General features: G+C 38.4%; 13 protein-coding genes. 3 read left to right on the top strand and 10 right to left on the bottom strand.

Annotated features, from left to right (window positions below):
• The 8 genes from AAGC65_RS02105 to AAGC65_RS02070 all read right to left on the bottom strand — a co-directional run bounded on the left by AAGC65_RS02105 (position 1) and on the right by AAGC65_RS02070 (position 15,644).
• Positions 1–537 carry a DapH/DapD/GlmU-related protein gene (locus AAGC65_RS02105; RefSeq protein ID WP_343110748.1) on the bottom strand — a complete coding sequence of 179 codons (537 nt, stop codon included), beginning with the start codon at positions 535–537 and terminating at the stop codon, positions 1–3.
• A complete protein-coding gene (locus tag AAGC65_RS02100; RefSeq protein ID WP_343110747.1) occupies positions 524–1,591 on the bottom strand; it encodes a glycosyltransferase family 1 protein in 1,068 nt (355 codons plus the stop codon). The genes AAGC65_RS02105 and AAGC65_RS02100 overlap by 14 nt, the downstream gene beginning before the upstream one ends.
• Positions 1,592–1,662: 71 nt before the next feature.
• Positions 1,663–3,009, bottom strand: a complete 1,347-nt coding sequence (locus AAGC65_RS02095; RefSeq protein WP_343110746.1) for a hypothetical protein — start codon at positions 3,007–3,009, stop codon at positions 1,663–1,665.
• Between the two features lie 62 nt (positions 3,010–3,071).
• On the bottom strand, positions 3,072–5,366 hold the full coding sequence (locus tag AAGC65_RS02090) for a polysaccharide biosynthesis tyrosine autokinase (RefSeq protein WP_343110745.1): 2,295 nt from the start codon (positions 5,364–5,366) through the stop codon (positions 3,072–3,074).
• A 50-nt stretch (positions 5,367–5,416) separates the two neighbouring features.
• On the bottom strand, positions 5,417–6,229 hold the full coding sequence (locus AAGC65_RS02085) for a polysaccharide biosynthesis/export family protein (RefSeq protein ID WP_343110744.1): 813 nt from the start codon (positions 6,227–6,229) through the stop codon (positions 5,417–5,419).
• A 423-nt stretch (positions 6,230–6,652) separates the two neighbouring features.
• Positions 6,653–9,478 (bottom strand): Ig-like domain-containing protein, encoded by a 2,826-nt coding sequence (locus tag AAGC65_RS02080; RefSeq protein WP_343110743.1) that lies wholly within the window; start codon positions 9,476–9,478, stop codon positions 6,653–6,655.
• A gap of 50 nt (positions 9,479–9,528) precedes the next feature.
• Positions 9,529–14,802 (bottom strand): Ig-like domain-containing protein, encoded by a 5,274-nt coding sequence (locus AAGC65_RS02075; RefSeq protein ID WP_343110742.1) that lies wholly within the window; start codon positions 14,800–14,802, stop codon positions 9,529–9,531.
• A gap of 65 nt (positions 14,803–14,867) precedes the next feature.
• Positions 14,868–15,644, bottom strand: a complete 777-nt coding sequence (locus tag AAGC65_RS02070) for a hypothetical protein (protein WP_343110741.1) — start codon at positions 15,642–15,644, stop codon at positions 14,868–14,870.
• Positions 15,645–16,150: 506 nt separating this feature from the next.
• Between AAGC65_RS02070 and AAGC65_RS02065 the strand changes: the two genes are divergently transcribed.
• The 3 genes from AAGC65_RS02065 to AAGC65_RS02055 all read left to right on the top strand — a co-directional run bounded on the left by AAGC65_RS02065 (position 16,151) and on the right by AAGC65_RS02055 (position 17,826).
• A complete protein-coding gene (locus AAGC65_RS02065; protein ID WP_343110740.1) occupies positions 16,151–16,681 on the top strand; it encodes a UpxY family transcription antiterminator in 531 nt (176 codons plus the stop codon).
• 67 nt (positions 16,682–16,748) lie between these two features.
• On the top strand, positions 16,749–17,153 hold the full coding sequence (locus AAGC65_RS02060; protein ID WP_343110739.1) for a helix-turn-helix domain-containing protein: 405 nt from the start codon (positions 16,749–16,751) through the stop codon (positions 17,151–17,153).
• Between the two features lie 277 nt (positions 17,154–17,430).
• On the top strand, positions 17,431–17,826 hold the full coding sequence (locus AAGC65_RS02055; RefSeq protein ID WP_343110738.1) for a response regulator: 396 nt from the start codon (positions 17,431–17,433) through the stop codon (positions 17,824–17,826).
• Between the two features lie 264 nt (positions 17,827–18,090).
• Here the strand turns inward: AAGC65_RS02055 and AAGC65_RS02050 are convergent, their stop codons facing one another.
• Together AAGC65_RS02050 and AAGC65_RS02045 are read right to left on the bottom strand one after the other, a co-directional pair.
• Positions 18,091–18,816 (bottom strand): AraC family transcriptional regulator, encoded by a 726-nt coding sequence (locus AAGC65_RS02050; protein WP_343110737.1) that lies wholly within the window; start codon positions 18,814–18,816, stop codon positions 18,091–18,093.
• 559 nt (positions 18,817–19,375) lie between these two features.
• Entirely contained in the window at positions 19,376–19,858 is a 483-nt protein-coding gene (locus AAGC65_RS02045; RefSeq protein WP_343110736.1) for a hypothetical protein, read from the bottom strand.
• Between the last annotated feature and the right edge of the window lie 197 nt (positions 19,859–20,055).

The following is a 20,055-nucleotide window of genomic DNA, read 5'->3' as shown; positions in this document are numbered from 1 at the left end:
TTAGTAAATTAATTTAGGTTTGAGCGACCTTGTTTCAAAAGCTGCACAATGAAGTTTAATAATCGTATTCGGAGGGATAGAGTCTGTTACTACACAATTAGGGCCTATAACACAGTTTTCGCCAACCCTTACCGGACCTATTATTTTAGCCCCAGCCCCTAATACACAATTATGTTGTATAATTGGGAAACCATCATCGGGCGGAATTTTTAACCCTTGTTTTTTACGCCCGAGTGTTACACCATGATAAATCGTGGTGTTTGACCTCACAATTGCTCCCTGGCCTATTACTACGCCTATACCGTGAATGATCACTAATATGGCTTTGTAGTCAATGTCTATGGCGTAAAATATTTGTACAACGCGTGTTAATAATAATGGCAGCAGTGGGATTTTTTTAGTGTATAAGTAATGCGAAATGCGATAGTTGATCAGTGCATGAACCCCTCTGTTAGCCAGCAGGGCCATCACATTACCTGCTCCAAACTCTGTGCGTAAGCGATACAGGTCTAACTTGATATCTTTAATTACGTTCATGCCTGAGTTTGTGAATTAGTTGAACCAACTGGCCGCATGACATTTCCCAATCGTAATTGAAACTGAACTGATAATTATTAATGATCAGCGATTTCATTTCCGAATCTGTTTTTTTCAGGAAATTGTTCAGGGCTATTTTAAGTGTCGATAATGAATTAGGATTAAAGTAGTTTGCTTTTCTTTGTGCAACCTCAACAAATGCCGGGATCTCTGAAATAATCAGGGGGCAACCGCTTGCCATAGCTTCAACAACCGGTAAACCAAATCCCTCATAAAACGAACTGTTTATTAATGCCCTGGCTCGTTTATAATAATCGGCCAGCATCTGATCATCACAGTTGGTTACAAAACTTATATTGCTGGTTGCCTGGTAATCCTCATTATGAAAAGAGTTAGATGAAGCCCCTATTACTACCAGCTTCAACGAACAATATTCTTTTAAGGAAAAAGCTTTGATCAGTAACTGAATATTTTTTCGCGGATCATGTGAGCCTACAAACAGAAAAAAATCATCTTTCTGAAAAACCAAAGAATCAAGGCTTGGAGCAACAAATTTACCTGAAGGGGCATTGTTAATAACCGTAACCTTTGATTGCTGTACCCTTAGTGTTTCGCATATCTGCTTTTTGGAGAACTCACTTACGGTAACTATATGTAATGCCTTTTTTGCCAGTAGCGGTATTAAAACTTTATAATAACTGGAAAAGCTTTTTGAAAACCACTTAGGGTTGTAATGATATGACATATCATGTATACAAACAATGTGGTTTTTTAATAAAACCGGCCCTGTATTGCAAAAACTTATCAGGAGTGCGTTTTTCCTCCGCCTCAAGTATATGTTTAAATCAATTTGCTCCCATAGTGTACGGTTTTTAAAAATACCTGCTCTTATAAAAGCATCTTCAGGAAATTCAAAATCGGCTATATTAACATCTTTGGGTACTATGATCTTTACCTCCAGCTCTGATTTTAGCAGCAGGTTGGTAAGCTCATAAGCATAACGCTGAACACCGGTTCTTCTCTGAAGTAAAAACTTACCGTTGATGATGATCATCCTGAATACTATGAATTACTTATTGATTTAATTAACAAGCGTACACTTATGTGTATAATCTCCTGAAAGGTTTATGCCGGGTTGTTAGCCAGTAATCGTTGCTGATAAGGTGTAATACTCATATCCGGCTGAACAGAGTTTACTACCTTAGGAACGGCTGATAAAACATAAGCCAATCCTAAAAATATCCAGAGGCTTGGATAAGCAAATTCCGGTACTGTTGTCATTAATATGAAGTACAATAATACCAATGCTATTTTGTAAGAAAACTGTACCTGCTCAGGCTTTATTTTGTATGATAGCTTATCATAAAAGAATGATGTGAACAGGATAAGGCCAAGTACCCCATTGTTAACCATAACGGTACTAAAAAAATCTGTCGACCGCACATAGCCAAAGCCTACACCAACTATTTCATTATAAATATTCATGTTTGACCAAAAAGTGAGGTGCTCTTGAAAATGCTCCATCCTGTCTTTTGATGAAGAGGCCGAACCATTCATTTTACTGGCAAAAACTATTTTATAAATACTGTCAAACACGTGGCTAAACATATCCAGCTGTAAAACAAAGCAGAAACCAGCCAACGCTATCAGCGAATAAAATATCAGCTGAAACTCCTTTTTGTACACCATCCAAAACGCGGCGAATATTACAATGGCTAAATAAGCGGTAGTTGAAAAGGTAAAAAGCAAGCAACCCAAAATCAAATAGCTATCAAACTTACGCTTCAGGCCCACAGCTAATACCCAAAAAGGAAAAGCTGTAAATACAAACATAGATGGCTCACCGGTATAGCTCGTCATACGGATCACGCTGATGCCACCCATGTTCATGGTTTGAAATTGTGATGCTGTTCTGTTTTCGTAACCGAAAGTACGGTTTACAATAAAGTCGCCATTTTGATGAAATACCAGGTAAAAAAGTAATTCATAAATACCATAAAAACACAGTAGCCTTACTCCCCAAAAAATATACGTTATTGTTTTTTTATCGGCGAAATACTTGATATATAAATAGATGGTAAAACCAACCATTAAATTCAAGGTTTGCGTTAAGTGCGATAGCCGGTAAAAATTCTGTGTATAATTTTTAAGGGTCAGCAAAAAGATGTCATTAGGCAGCTTCAGATCGCTCAGGAGGTTTATCATTTGTGAGCATATACTCAACACAATAATTATACTCGAGAAGATCATCAGCTCTCTGATAAACTTTTCTTTAGTGCTGCCCAGTGGCGTAATAAAAATGATAACGCATAATATACCCGCAAAAAATGTAATGATGGTTGTTCCAGGAATTGATGGAATAACAAGGAAAGAAATCACAGGAAAAACAAGCATTAATAAGTTAACATATTGTTTAACAAACTTAAGCTTCGAGTTTTTCAGTACTTCAGCGGGCTGTTGTGCTATATACATTTTATATACTATTAAAACCAAATGGGTAGGCAAGCTACCGGTGTTATTATACTATTGTTGATTTAAGCTTCGTTACCGTAGCCTAAGCCGTAACCGTAACCAAAGTACCCGGCTTTAGCAAAGTCAACATCGTTGATAACCAGGTACATGTTTTCGATATTATCTTTTGATTTCAGCTGATTTACCAAGTTGATCTGCTCGGTATTGGTATAATTATGCCTGCATATGTAAATGGTCATGTCGGCAAATTTTTCCAGTATCAAGGCGTCTGACACCAGCCCCATAGGCGAGCTATCAATAATGATATAATCGAACTGCTCTTTCAGTGTGTCCAGCATAAATTTGGTTTTCTTGTTCAGCAGTAACTCGCTGGCATTTGAAACCACCGGACCAGAAGAGATCAGGAACAGGTTTTCATTCAACTCCGTAGGTTTAATGATATCATCTAACTCTAATGAGCCCTGCATATAATCAGAGAAACCGGCAATTGAGCTGTCCTGGTTAAGTATCTCAGATAATTTAGGCTTACGAAGGTCAAGCTCCATGAGCAATACCTTTTTATCGGTTTTTGCCAGTATGTTGGCCAGGTTAGCGCTTATAAAGGTTTTGCCTTCTCCGTTAACGCTGGAGGTTACCATGATTATCTGCGTTTCATCAGAGTTCAAGATGTTCTGGATCTTGGTTCGTAACGTACGAAAACTTTCAGTAACCGCCGATTTAGCTGAATCCTCGATCATCACCCGGTTGGAGATGCTGCTATGGCCTATTTTACCAATAATGGAAACATCTGTATGATCCTGAATATCCTGTTCAGAGCTGATAATTACGTGCGGCTGTGTTTTGTTATTTACATAACCAAACGGTACGATAAAGCCTAATAAAGCTGATAGCAGGTAAATAACCGGTTTTAAAGGTTTGGCCGGTTCTTTTGTACTTTTAGCATTATCAATAATGTGTGAAGTTGGGATGTTGGATGTTTTAGCAAGCGCTGTTTCTTCTCTTTTTTGCAACAAATAAATATATAATTGCTGTTTCAGTTCCTGTTGGCGGCCAAAATCATTCAAAGAACGTTGTTTAGTTGGTACAGATTTTAAAGTTCCTTTGGCCAGGTTGGTTTGATCGCCAAGTTTGGCGCTTTTAGCCTCCATAGCTTGTTTGTAACTCTTAATATTCTGTAACAGGTTTTCGCGCGATATAGCTAACTGCTCATCGATATTAATTACCAGCGGGCTTTCTTCTGTGTATGATAATAATTTCTTTTGCCTTTGAATAATCAGGCCATTATAATCATTCAGTGCAGCTGTAAATGAACCGTCATTAATGTTTAGCGACCCAGGGATAACTTGCTTGTTGGAAGGATCTTTCAGAAATTTCTCTAACTGATAAATCGCAGTCAACTGTACCTGTTGGTTATTGTACTGATTCTGGTAATCATTAGCATTACCTACCATTACCCTTGATTGCTCATTAATATCGGCTATGCTGTTGCTTGCTTTATATTGCTCGTAATTTCCTTCAATACCTGCCAGTTCTTTTTCAACAAGCGATATACGGTTATTGATAAAGGTAAGCATGCTATCAATTTTGGCTTTTTTGGTAGCAATGTTATCTTTTAAATACTGACGCATTAAATGATCAACTATAATCTCCCCACGTTTTGCATTAGGATAATATAGTGTGATATCAACAGCCGAAGTAGTTTTATCAGAAAACTCAGCATCATAATTTTTCAGCAGGGTTGCAATAGCCTCATCCTCTGAAGTAATTTGCACAGAATAAACAGATTGTACAATTGGAGCATGAGGTTTAGGCTGAATAACCAGATCATATTGAGGCAGTCTTATAGGTTTACCAAACTGGCCATTAAGTTCCAGATCATCATCGTCGTTTGATAAATGAAAGCTTTCTCTGTTGATCACTTCAATTTTATACATCTTTCTTTTAACTGTATCAACTTTTTGATTGCTGATAGAAGCTTCAAACGGCGATTCGTCATAGATCTGCTGAGCCAGCATACCTGAGCCTGAAAACACATTAATGTTCAGATGCAGCGTTTTAACGGTTTCTTCAATTAAATTACGGGTACGAAGTACATCTCCTTCATTTTTTAAGTTTTCAGTAGGGGCTATAGTAGATAAACCGCCGGCAAAAGCTGATGATGGGCTTGCCTGAGCAGCCTGCGCTTCAACCACAAGGGCACTACTTATCAAGTATTGTGGTGTGGCCACCATAAGGTAAGCTTTACCCAATGCTATGAATACCAGCATACTAAATAAAAATAGTTTCCAATGGTTTAAAAGCATCTTTCTGAAGTTTTTTAAACCATTGTTTTTTTGAGGTTCCAATTCTATTGTCATGTTTGCTGTATTTTTCAATAATTAATTTGGTGTATTGAGCGTAAATTTTGTTAAAGACTATAGCGGTGCAGTAATACAATTGCAGTAAGCACAGTGGCTGCAACAGTGATGTATTTAAGCACAGAATTTTCGGTATTTGTATCTTGTCTGGCACGGCGTGGCTCTACATAAACCACATCATTTTGTTTCAGGTAATAATAAGGTGAGTTCACAACTTCCTTTTTAGTCATATCAAGCGTAATTGACTGATTTTTGCCATCGCTGGTTTTTCTCATGATCAACACGTTGTTTCTTTTACCGTAAATAGTCATATCACCGGCATAGCCAATAGCATCAAGCACAGTAACCTGCTGGTTTGGCAACACGTATGATGCAGGGCGGTTAACTTCGCCTAAAACAGTTATTTTAAAGTTTGAAAAACGTACATCTACAATTGGGTCTTTGAAATATTTTTTAGCTGATGTTCTTACAACTTCTTTTGCCTTGGTTGTAGTTAAACCTGCCAACTGAACTTTACCCAGAATAGGTACCTCAACAAATCCGTCTTTATCTACCAGGTAACCAGAGCTAACACCAACTGATCCGGTTGAACTGTTTATACCTGCTACCAAATTAACCCCGTTGCGGGCATTGATGATTTGACCGGCATCGGCCTCTGTGGTATTAACATTAATTGACAGGATATCATCTGGCTGTACAACCGGCTCTGTGAAATGAGAATCGCCGAGATCGGTTACTTTATTATTCTCGGGCAGATCCTGGAAATACTTTAACTTGCTTGCAGTGGTGCAAGAATTCAATAAAATAGCGACGATTAGAAATGGGAAGTACATACCCATTTTCAGGTTTGATTTTTTGATCATGACTTTATAAGTGAAGTGGTTTATGGATTATGTTACAATGACTAACTGCGCACAGTTAACCGGACTATGAACAATGATGTGGAGTTTTTACTTAAGAAAACTGAGGGTTTTGATATACATTAACGAGCTTCGCTCTCTCACTAACATAGTGACTGTATATTGGGTGAATTTTAAAATGTGGCTTTGGATAACGATAGCCACATACAAATATTAAAAATATATTATGGATAAAAAGCCCCAAAACCAGTTTGACATGTTTTTGTGTAATACCGTGAAATACTGTAGATATTTTACACATTTTGATTGTGCAATGCCACTTCAACATAGCACAACCAAAAGTTTTGATATTATATTAGGAAATAATAAATTGTATTTAAGTCAGAAAAATTAACTAATACTATACAATTTCATCAAATAATGAGGTTATTTAACCTTGCCTGGTTTTTCCTTCGCTGCGTAAACCTGTGGCATTTCATGCACCTTGAGCAGCGTAATTTGTGATAACAGGTTAGGATTATTATTCCAGTTAAACTCGCTGATATAAATATTACCATTTACAGTATCTTCTACCAGATCAAGCGGATTTGCAAAGCCTGACATACCTATCAAACCAATATTGGCTGATCCGCGAGCGCTATTTACGATATCATATACCTTATCACCTCCTTTAGCTGTAGGGGCAATGCCTTTTATTGTCGAACCCGGCTCCAGCACCATAATATCACCGCCACCGCTAAACCTGCACACCAAAAGCTTGCCTTTTAATGCACCACCAAACGTGTTACTCTTGTATTCAATTACTCCGTTTGGTGAATGGTTTAGTCCAAAGTCAAAGGCAGCGCCACGGAAATTCACATCTGTTTTGATGCTTTTATCATATAGTGGGTTATCAATGTTACCCCTGTTCACTACATATTCCCCACGTAAGGGGTTAGGGTGGCCATAATATCCTACGCCTTTGGCCAATGGATTTACTCTAAACAACCAGTCGTGCTGCACTTGTACCGCTTTAGTAGCCGGCACATGTTGTCCGCTATAAAAACTGCCGTCAGGTTTACGCGTACCATTAACCGATTCTGGTGAGTTACCACCACCACCTGATCCGTTGGCAGGTAAATAAAGTTGGCCGTTACTGTGCCATAACAGGTCATAAGCATTACGTATACCTGAAGCATAAATAGTTAATGGCGATTTTGTGCTGTAAGGGTTATACTTACCATCGCCCATTTTTATTTTATCGGCAGGGGCCTTGTTAATTATTTTTTGGTCGGGACTTGTTTCTACATCAAGCGGGAGAGGCACTTTGGCAAGCTTTTGCAGATCCAGTCTGAGTATAGCTCCGGCAAGCAGACTTTCCTCACGCTGCCAGCCTTTATCAAAAGCACCGGCAGAGCTATTGCTGCCCTGGCAGATATACAGCGCACCATCCGGGCCAAAAGCCAAGCTGTTAACCATATGATCGCGGGTTGAGCGGGGCAATCTTTTAACAACCATCTCCTCAATTGACAGATTTGGGCCGGCCAATCGTGAAATATTACCATCAAACACAGGAGCGCTTGAAAGCCCGCCTGAGCAATGTGATACCCACGCAATTAAATTATCAGTTGTTGATGATGGATCAAACGTTAAACCAATGGCCGTGCGTTCTCCATATTTATCCTTCAAGGTATTGATCATGGTTTGATGGCTTAATGAACCATCTTCATGATTAATATCAAAACGCTCAATTACACCATCCATGCGTAAAGCATAAAACCGGCCATCCGGCCCGATAGTAAGTGTGGTATAGTTTTTATTTTGCGTTCCGGGAATAGCTATCTTAATAAAATCGGCGTTATAAATTTTACTTGATGAATCAATAGGTGTAGTACCGGTTGAAAAATTACTTTCATATCCCTCTATAGGAGCGCCTGAATATGATTTTACCCCACTGGTTATCAAAAATTTATAATGCGTATTTGGTGTAAGTGCAGCGGCCGGAGAGAAACTGATGGCATCCCCCCCACCGGTACCTTGTACCACGCCTTTAACGTTAACGTAAGTACCATCAATCTCCTTTAAAAGCCGAACCGTTTTGTTGGTTATGGTTGAGTTGTCGATACCGCCTTTAACGCCATCTACCAACGGCACAGAAAGGTTATTAGCGGCGATGCTCGAGGTGTTAATACTTACAGCAGTTGAACCATTAAGCGGGTTTGCAGCTACCACAAAAGGCTTTGAATCATCAACTACGCGTAGCTGATAAAGAGCCTGCTGTGTATTATATCCTGGCGCGGTTACGGTTACCTTTACCACATATATTCCTGATGCCAGACCTTTACTCGCCGAGTAATCAAAAGTTAAATTATTATCCTTTTTATTTTTATCAGCAACTAAATGAAGCCAGCCTTGAGCTCCCTTTAAATAATCAATATGCAGGCCGTAATTAATAGTTTTACCTTCAGGGTTAATTAAATTTAAGTGCAGTAAATGACTGCCGGTATCATGCTTGGTAACCAGCAGATTGGGGCTAAACTTCTCTAAAAAAAAGTACGGATCAAGCTTAACCGGAGTTATCTGGATGTTGTTGATCTTGGTATTTGTACCTCCATCAGCATTAACAGTCAAAAGCCCGTCGCTTACCTTTACCCTGATCTTGGCTGTTTTAAACCTGCCAAAACTGCCTTCCTTGCCATAAGGGATAAAGTTTTTTATCGCACTCTTTCCTTCTACATTAATGCACTCCTTTTCTTTTGCTTTGCCTACAAAGCCATCACCGGCGGTAACCACAACATCATAGTACCCATTAAGCACTTTTATTTCCCAGTAACCTTCTGTCCTGACACCTTTGTACGGGCCATAACGCAAGCCAATATCGTTTGATTGCATGTGAATAAGGCCTTCCAGCAAAACATCATCCGGGTTGTTCCTGTTGCGGCTGTTGCTTACAAAGTTTATAGGTGTTCCGTCATCCCGCTTTTTCCATCCGTATTGTAAACTTCCTAATTCGAACACTCCTGGTTTTACACCAAACGGCAGACCAAAATCTTTGATCCAGCCAACGGGTGTTGCCACCGCAGAATCCTGAAAATTTATTTTCAATGTTGCCATTGATGGTTTGGTAAACTCCACCACCTGCTCTTCTGGCAAAGTATGTGGCTGCCTGGCGTTGGCAAGCGTAGGTAAGTAGCTTAATAAATGTCCTGGTAAAAAAACAATTCCGACAAGTACTAAAAAAACAGCACCGGATAAAAACAAAGCTTTTTTCATAAAAGAAAAACTTTAAGTGATTTAATATAAGATTTTAAAAAAATGGATTCTTATTTCTGAAGCATAACCTTTGCTTCTTTACTGCCCGATGGACTAACGGCCCGGATGATAAAATACGAGGTACTGATCACCTTAGGCATTTGTATGGAGGTGTTACAGTTTCCTTGCAGATCTGAAACCAGATCCATTGATTTTAGTTTAATGCCCATGATATCAAAGAGGGAAACGTTTACCTTTTCGAGCTTTTTGTAGTTTGATAATTTGATATGGAGCACTTCGCCCAGATTGGGATTCGGATAAACAGTTAAAGCGCTGCCAACCTTTTTATTAAGGGTATTAATGTTAAACTGAAGACTATCGGCATTACTGCTTCCGGTTGAATCCGGCTGTAATTTTAATTCAACTTCTTTTACTGAATCTTCTACACTGGTTACCCTGAGCCTAACTGTTTGATCGGCAGATAAATTTGCCGGAGCGCTAACCATAAATGACAGCGATGCATTCTTTTTCAAGGTTAAAACACTATCCTTACTTGGCATCGGTATTCCCTGAATGCTGAAGTTTGAAGCATCCTTGCCAGTTAGCCTGATATCTTTTATTTTCAGATCACCATCTCCCTTATTGGCTACTGCAACATCATAATTTTTATAGGTTATTAAACCATGAATATCTGAGGCTTTACCAGCAGATAAGCTTAACAACCCGCTTGGTGCGGCATTGCTATTGTTTACACGTAACAATGTAATTTGCGTTACCAGATTAGGGTTTACATTCCAGTTATATTCAATTACGTACAAATTACCATTGGTTGGGTCTTCAACAAGGTTTATAGGATTGGCAAAGCCAGACATACCCACTAAACCAAAATTACCTGAACCAGTGGTCACTTCTGTTATATCGTAGATACGATCGTCACTGTTAGGGCTATTTATTGAGCCTACTTTAACTAACGAACCTGGTTTTAAAACCATGATATCGCCGCCACCACTAAACCGGCAAACCAGTATCTTATTTTTTAACGCGCCATTGAAGGTGTTGCTTTTATATTCAATAACTCCATTGGGCGAGTGGTTTAAACCAAAGTTATAGGCAACCCCGCGATAATTGGCATCTGGTACTATATTTACCGGGTATAATGGATTATCCGGATAACCACGATTTTCTACATACTCTCCCCTTAAAGGGTTAGGGTGGCCAAAGTATCCGACACCTTTTAAAGGATTTACTCTGAATAGCCAATCTACCTGCACTTGCACATCAGTAGTTGCCGGAATAGCCGGTCCCTGATAGGTGGTACCATTTGGCCTCCTTGTACCATTTACTGAAGCAGGTGAGTTACCCCCGCCGCCTGATCCGTTAGTTGGAATATATAACTGTCCGTTACTATGCCATAACAGATCATATGCATTCCTCACCCCAGATGCATAAATGGTAACCGGCGATGCTGTACTGTAAGGGTTGTAGGTACCATCGCTCATGGTCATGGAACCTGCAGGCGCCGCGTTTATAACGCTTTGCGTAGCTGTTGTTTGCACGTTTAAAGGCAAGGTTACAGCGTTTAATTTTGTCATATCAATACGCAATATGGTACCCGATAACAGGCTTTCGGCACGCTGCCAGTCGGCATCAAAGGCACCGGCAGAGCTGTTACTGCCTTGTGACAGGTACATAGCTCCATCAGGCCCAAACTGCAAACTGTTTGACATATGATCACGTGTTGAACGCGGTAGTTTGGTGATCAGCAAGGTTTCTGTTTGCAGGTTAGCCCCGGTTAGTTTTGATATATTGCCATCAAAAGATGGTGAGTTAATAAGCCCTGAGGATGAATGGGTAACATAACATATCAAATTAGCCGCTGTAGAAGCCGGGTCAAAAACCAAACCTATTGCCGATCTGTTGCCATACTTGGTAACCAGCGTAGTGATAATTTGCTGATTGCTTAGCATTCCAGTACTATGGTTCACGGTGTACCGTTCTATGGCGCCATCAAGTCTTAAGGCATAAAATTTATCATCAGGCCCAAAACGCAATGTGGTATACTTTTTATTTGAAGTGCCCGGCATAGCAACTTTGGTAAACTGTGCATTTAATGTTACTGTTGTAGAATCTGTCCGGGCAGAGTCTGTAACAAATGTGGAAGTATAAGGTGTAAATGCGGCCCCACTATATGATTTTACCCCATTGGTTATGCTGAACCTATATGTAGTATTAGGATCAAGTGCAAATTTTGGCGAAAAACTGATGGCATCGCCACCACCTGTTCCCTGTACCACACCTTGTACCTCGGTAGCTACATTATCTATCACCTTGAACAATTTAACTGTTGTACTGGTGATTGTACTGTTATCAACACCTCCTTTAAAACCGGCTACCGCAGGTACAGACAAATGGTTGGCAGCAACACTTACAGTGTTAGGGCTTACTTTAACCGCGGCGTTTTCGGGCGATGATGAAATAACGTAAGGATTATTACCATCAACAACCCTTAAATAAACATTAGTATATATACTTGTATAACCTGTAGCCGAGGCACGTACGGCTACACTGTATGAACCAATGGGTAATGCCGCCGCTGCTGTATAATTAAAGGTTACCTTTGGCATTACACCGGTCTGTGATGTATTCATGCTCAACCAGCCTGGTGTACCGGTATTGTAAGTTGATGAAAAAGTATAATTAACCGATTTATTATCCGAGTTACCTACCATTAGCGAAAAGGTGCGGGTACCTGTGCTTCCTTTGGCAACTAATATGTTCACTACTCCGGCAGACCAGCCCAAAAAAGGCGATATACTTACCGGAGAAATCTCCGCATAATTAATTTTAGTATTGGTACCGCCGTCAGCCGTAATGGTTACGTGCTCGTCTTTAACTGCTACCCTAACTGTAGCCTGTTTAAACCTGGTTGATGCACCCGGACCACCGCTTGGTACAAAACCGGTTATTGCCTTTACACCTTCTACCGTTAAGTTATCACTCTCGGGGTTACCATCCCCTACGCCATCGCCGGCAGATACAGACACGTCATACGTTCCGTTCGGTACTTTTATCTCCCAGAACGATTCTGTTTTTGAACCAGGAAATGTACCACTTACATTATTGGCCTGCATGTATATCATGGTTGAAAGCGTAACATCTTCAGGCTGATTGCGGTTAAATCCGTTTGAGGTTATATTAATAGGTGTTGAGCCCGCTTTCTTTTTCCATCCATATTGCAAACCGGAAGATTGGTAAGGCGCTGTTCTGAAAGCATAAGCCTGTCCAAAATCACGGATCCAGTTACTTGGAGGTATTGTTGCCGCATCCTGAAAATTCACATTGGTGGAGGCCAGAAAAACACCATCAACCACAATGATCCTGATACCTAAAGTATCTGACTGATAGCCCGAAGCCTGTGCAACTACAGCCCCTTTATACGTACCCGGAGCTAAATCAGAACTGATATTGGCTGGGCCAAAAGTAATGTTACCAATACCGGCCGATGGCAGATGTAACCAAGGCGCAGTAAGCGCTTTAAAAGTAACCGATGGTGTTGCCCCACCAGCCGACAAAGCAACTGATTGTGATTTTACAGCACCGCCCTTAAATATGGTATAGGTTAAGCTATCAGATGCAAACTTCAATGAAGAAGAAGGATTTACTATCACATCATTTTTTACGCTAAAGTCATCAAAGGTATAGGTAACCGCTGTTGTGGCATTACGATGTGTAGCATAAATGGCAGCATAGGCTGCGGCATTAGTTAAGCCCATCCCGCTTATATTTATTGACGAGGTTGAATATGCAGCACCAGTACTTACATAGGTAGCGCCCCCATCTATTGAATAAAAACCTTCGGCTGTTTGAGCGGCGGCATCAATAGTTAGCCTTAACCTAACCGTTCTGGTATTCAGGTTGGCAATTACAGCTGTTATACGCTGATCAGGATTGGCTGTTCCGGCCACGGTGCTTGATACATCATTAAGTTCCCGGCGCAGCTCCACTTTATTTCCGCTTATATCTAACTTTATAGATGTATGATCATTTAACCCGTACCAAACACCAGCCTGCTGAGATTGCGTACTATTTAGCGGATTAATAACTGATGCCTCAATGTTTATTCTGCCGCTTTGCTGCACCTGCACACCCAGAATATTGACAGCGTTGTTGTTGGCCTGGTAATCAATACCTTTGTTGGTTACTATTGCCAATCGCCCGCCGGTTAGGGTGAGTTTTGATGGCTCATAACCCGGCGCATCCGAAACTGAAGATGCCCCGTCTACAGCCAAGCGAGCCCCGGAATTAGGTATCGCCATAGTAAAGCCCGTTCCTGCACCATTTTTATCGGCCATAGTATTGTTAACCGCGGCATCAAAAGATAATGAATAAGGTAAGCCCACTTTAATATTTGCGCAAGGTAATGTGCTGTATGGCGGGCAAGGAGTACCTGTTGAAGTATTCCCGGCATCGCTTTTTATACTGAAATCATCAAAAGTATAAGTAACAGGTGTTGTGGCATTACGATGTGTAGCATAAATAGCCGCATAAGCCTGGGTATTGATTACACCCATGCCACTTATATTTACAGATTTAGTTGGGTATGTGGCGCCGGTGCTTACATAAGTAATGCCCCCATCTATTGAATAAAAACCTTCGGCTGTTTGCGCGGTGGCATCAATGGTTAACCTTAACCTAACCGTTCTGGTATTTAGATTAGCAATTACGCCTGTTATACGCTGATCGGGGTTACTTGCGCCAGCTACGGTACTTGATACATCATTAAACTCCCGGCGCAACTCCACTTTATTTCCGCTTATATCCAATTTGATATAAGTATGATCACTTAAGCCGTACCAAACACCCGCCTGTTGAGCCTGTGTACCATTCAGCGGATTGATCACCGACGCTTCTATATTTATTTTGCCTGTTTGCTGCACCTGAACACCAATTATATTGATGGCGTTGTTGTTGGCCTGATAATCGATACCTTTGTTGGTTACCAGCGTTAATCGCCCACCGGTTACCGTGAGCTTTGAGGGCTCATAACCCGGAGCATCAGGAACCGAGGAGGCTCCATCTACAGCTAAGCGAGCCGCTGAATTAGGTATCGCCATTGTAAAGCCCGTCCCCACACCATTTTTATCATCTAAAGTGCCATTAACAGCGGCATTAAATGATAAAGTGTAAGGTAACGCGACCTGAATATCAGTACAGGGTAATGTACTGAAAGGCGAACATGGTGCGTTAAGTTTGGTGGCACTGTTTGCGTGGCCATCATTATTGCTTGCAAAAACCCCAATATTTTGCAGCAAAAAGCAAAACAGTAGTAGAAAATATCTGTTCATGATTTCCTGAAATAAAGTGAACTAATGTGTTTCCTAACTAAAACTGTATTTCGGCGAGAGGTAGGCTATTCTTCTGTTTTCAGTTTTTGCAGACTAATAACCAAATGAGCAGCTCTTTCAATTAACAATAAATTTAATTTTTCATTGCTGATAAGGCATACTGATAAAAGCGACATGGTAAAAAAATAGTGCCGTATACAACTTAATATATCTTGAGTTAAAGTGGTTTTTACAACCAGGTATTTTTGTTGAATTAATGAGCCTATTTCCTGGCCATTAAAGGTAAGCTGCGTAAATCCGTAAGCATCTTTAACAAGCTGGCTGTTGTCATAGTTGCCGATGCTTAATTTGGTTGGTGCCGAGCTTTTAAACAGATCGGTAATATCATACCAATACAGGTATCTGTTAATTTTCATACCTATACTAAGGTACCAGTTCAATACTCCACCGTTTTTTCCTAATGCATCCAGTTGCAGGATATCAACCTCACTCCTTTCACTTTTTATAATATCAAGCGATTTAAAGAATATGCGCGATCCGATGTTGTTAGCAGAAAGCTGATGATTGATTATAATATTACGTAAATAAACGCTCGGTCCATCAATTTCAAAAATTACAAATCCCGTTAATTCATTTGAAGTGTGGTCACAAGTGTAAAAAATGTAAACATCCGGACTATCCACTATACTACACAGGTAGGTTTTAAAATTTGAATCGCGATATATAAAAAAATTAGATAAAGCAGGGTTATATGCATTTTTAAGCACATCACACATAATATCTATAACTTGATCGTTCGGATCCGTTAAACGGGTGAATAGTTGCATGGTAGGCATGCTCATAATGACGGTTAAATATAGCGAAGCCCTCTGACTTACGGGAAGTAAGCTTGAAAAGGCCGGACTACTGATTAGATGATAGTGGAATTTTAAACAATAGTAGTATAATATTTATGTGTTTAAAATAAAATTTATTTATTGTGTGAAATGCGAGAAATTGCGAGTAAAAATTTCAAATATTTGAGTTAAACTATATTTTATTCAAGTCAAAATCAGGCTTTTCCTGAATAAAATAGCTATGTATATTATTCTGCGCTTAATTAAATAATATTTTTCACACAAGTGTGCAGAATTTCACAAAAGGATACACATAATGCCCGGCCAGAGCTTCAGATTAGATAATAATCCTTAAATTAAGAATAAATTTCGAGCATTTAATACTATAAATATTTAGGTTTTTTTCAGAACAGAACGATATAGATTTATTTCCAATCAACTAATAAAAATTAATATGTAGACAAACATTTAACTCTCACAGATAAAATTAAATAACTCTCAATTTAAATTTTATGACAAACTTCACACAAACTCAGATATCAGATATCAACAAACCCAAATGGATTGTGGTATACACAAAATCCAGATGGGAAAAAAAGGTTGATAAACTTCTTAAAACGCAGAATATAAATTCATTCTGTCCTACAATTAAAACCAAGCACCGATGGGTTGACAGGACCAAAATCGTTGAGCTTCCGTTATTTTCCTCCTACTTATTTGTCAGGGCCGATTTAAAGGAGCAACTCAAAGTAAGACAAACAATGGGAGTTGTAAACTTTGTTCACCATTGCGGCAAACCCGCATCAGTTAACAATTCGGAAATAGAGCGGATAAAAAAACTGATTGAAAGCTATGATGATGTTGAGGCTGTAAGCCTCCCCAGAATCAAAGTGGGTGATACAATGAAAATAGAAGACGGCGTTCTTCTGGATTGGCAGGGTGAGGTACTTAAGATCAAGGGAAAATCTGTTGTAATGTTTATGAAGCAGCTTAACTGCGCATTGGTAGTAAATACAGAAACAACAACCATGAGCTTAGTTTAGCTACTCATTAATTAACAGAACAATATCTTAAATCACTCATTTTCTAAAACATATAAAACAAATTTTCATGGAAGAGCACTATGGACATATTGTGGAGATGCTGGTTAGAAAAAAAGGTTATAGCATCAGCGAAATTGCACGCCTGACCCACGTTAACCGGCGGTCGGTGTATAATTGGTTTAACCAAAAATATTTAAAAACCGAAATAATTTACAGGATAGGATGTATCCTGAAACATGATTTTTCTGTTGAGTTTCCCAACTTATTTACAAAAGAGGAATTTCAGGAAGTTCATAATTATAAAGAACCGGATAGCGACGACCCTATTTTTTGGGAATTGCCAACCCACCATGTATGGAAAGACCGTTACATTGCTCTATTAGAGGAATATAATAAGCTGCTTTTAAACTATACAAAAATAAACGAGTTTTTTGACCACCAAAAAGTTGAAGTCGTAAATGACGGGCAATAGAGCAGGGTAAACTTTAATAAGATAGAACCCTGGCTAAGATAAGTACCCTTTGAAATTTTAAGAATTACTTATTTCCTGGTTACAAAATTCAAATTTAGATGCCCGGTAGTATTCCGGGCATCTAAATTTCATAACATTGTTTGCGTAACCAAATAAAACAACTCCAAATTGCAAACACCGGCGCATTAAAGTTTAAAATTCATGATAATCAGCAAATCAACTTAACCTTTGGCCGATTTAGGAGTCAAAAAACTATTATGCATTAATCAAAGCTAAAATGATTAAAGTATTCATTATAGATGATAACCCTCTTGAACACATCATTGTTGATAAGATGCTGGTTAAGTATACTTATCCCTTAGAAACCGTGCACAGTGTTGACGCCCGGTCGGCTATAAGGCTATTACAGGAAAACAAACAAAATGCCTTTGCCTTACCTGATCTTATCCTTTTAGATTTGAATATGCCCAAGTTTAGCGGATGGGATTTTTTGGAAAGCTTCAGCACAATTGAACACTCGTTAATTAAGCATGTTGACATATTTATACTAACATCTTCGCTTAACAAACATGATATTGACCGTTCGGCCAAATACCCATGTGTTAAATCATACTTTGTAAAACCAATAACTCAAAAAATAATCCAGGATATTTTTTCGAGCCAAATATCTTAACCTAATCAGAAAGCAAAGGAATAAAACCTGATAAATTAAAAAATGCGGTTAATCATTTTGGCTTAAATTGAGTGGAATCTAATTTCTTTTATTGAAGAATCTGTTTAAACCAACTTCATTAAAAAATGAACATGATTAACCGCTTTGAGAGTGAAGTTTATTTACAATTATAATTTCCTTATCGTTTGTGATACCATAAAGATAATTGTAACAAACCTGGAACATAACCTGTTAGCGCCCATACTTTAGCTGTTAAAGCCCAAATCAATTAGGGCAATCCGGACTGAGTAAATTCCAGATAGAAGTAAGTATTGCCAGGAGAAAAACCAGCGAAGCAAAATCGAACTTCAGGTTAATAGAATTGTTTTTCAATCGTTTATAACACGCCGTAAAATTATAGGGATTGGAAAAATTGAATATGGTTGCCAATTCACCAATGCGATATTTTTTCTCTTTAAGATATTGTTCGGCAATATCCATCTGAAGCTTCCGGTAATATATAAACGGACTAACGCCGTAAGCGAGTTTAAAATCGCGCTTTAATTTAGAAACAGACATACAATGTGTTTCGGCAATTAAAGCAAGACCCGGAAAATCCATGAGCACTATCAATTTTAAATATTCAGCTACTTTTTGAATCTGAGGATCAATTGTTTCTTCTACCGGTTTCTCAATAAAATCAGTTTTCTCAGCAGGTGGGGCATTTAAAATATTATTAAACTGATTAATAGCCATCATCAGTTCCGGATCAAGCAGATCTACCTCTTGTTTTTCTAATACCTGCAGGTAAAAACCTACTATTTGTTTATCTTTTTTATCCGGGTAATAGGTAATAATACAGGAGTGCAGCCCCTTAATGTGCGAATTAAGATTTTGTTCAAAAACCTTCGGCTTACCATCCATCACAGAATTTAAATATGGTAAATGGCTCTCAAATAATGGCCCTAATAATTCTTCCAGGTGCAGTTCCCCTATACAGTTTTTATTCAAAATTTTAAAGCGCTCTAAAAAATCAATAGAGGCGTACCTTAAAACTTTTTTCTTATCCCAAAACGAGACCATAAATTCCTTGTTAAATTTGACACTAATTTTTACATCCCTAATAAATCATCGTTTCAGCTAAAAATTTCTGGCTTTTGAACGTTAACCAGTAGTCGCAGAACCATTTAACTTAAATTATATATAATACTACTAAAAAAAAACTACCAATACAAATTTGGTAAAAAATTAAACAGGTTATTGTAAAATACCTATCATGTGAAACTATTTCCTGTTAAATTAACATTTATTAAAAATGTCGTAATTAAAAAGTACCACACCCTTATAAGAATGTTTCAGAACTTAACTTCAATTTTTTAAACCGTTAATTAATAAATAAACGAATTATTCATCAAATCAGCTCAAAAAAGTAATAAAAAGATACACAAACAAGGAATACTACAATTGTTGTAGCCAGATTTTGGAAAGCTAAGCGCACAAAAAAGCCAGATTTCAAGATATGAAATCTGGCTTTTTTGTATACCTATTTTAATTCTTTCTATTAATGCACTTAGCGAATATTAGCAGCTTTTAAATTAATATCATGCTCATCTTCAAAATCATTGATAACATAGTTAAGCTGTTCAACCTTAAATTCAGCCCAATAGTCAATCAATAAATTTAATTTTTTATCTGATAACAAGAGATTATCAAGTATAAAGGAAGAGTTTTTATCCTGCTTATTAATTTCAGATACCACCCGATCAAAAAGGCCGAAGTTCTCTATTCTGTGGATAAAATCCATTTGTATGGCTATCCGTTCTTTTAAACTTAAACAAGGTATTTCCAAACTATCTGCGTTAATTAAAACACCATCAGCTTTATCGACCATAAAAAGCTCACGTTGTTGTTTATTGTAATAATATTTTACTTCATCATTGTTTTCGGGATGGGTAATGGCCTTACTTAACCACTGATTTAATGACTCGGTCATATATAACAAATTGTTTATTTCAAAGCTTACAGCCGTATCAACATCATTTTGAATTTTCATGTTTTAAAAAATAAAATAAATTGTGCTAAGGCCTGGGTATAACCATGTCAAATTGTTTGATTATTTGGCAATTATACAAAAGCTTTGATTAAGTATACGTGAAGATTTGCCATAATGTTCCAAGCTTTACTTAAAAACAACAAAATGTTGAGATATTTTTTTCCACCATATTTTTACATAATCAGGTGGTAATGAAT

Origin of the sequence: Mucilaginibacter sp., from assembly GCF_039207105.1 — a bacterium.
In the GTDB taxonomy this organism is placed as follows: Bacteria; Bacteroidota; Bacteroidia; order Sphingobacteriales; family Sphingobacteriaceae; genus Mucilaginibacter.
The sequence above is the reverse complement of the archived record's forward strand: the minus strand, read 5'-3'. Positions and strand labels throughout refer to the sequence as shown.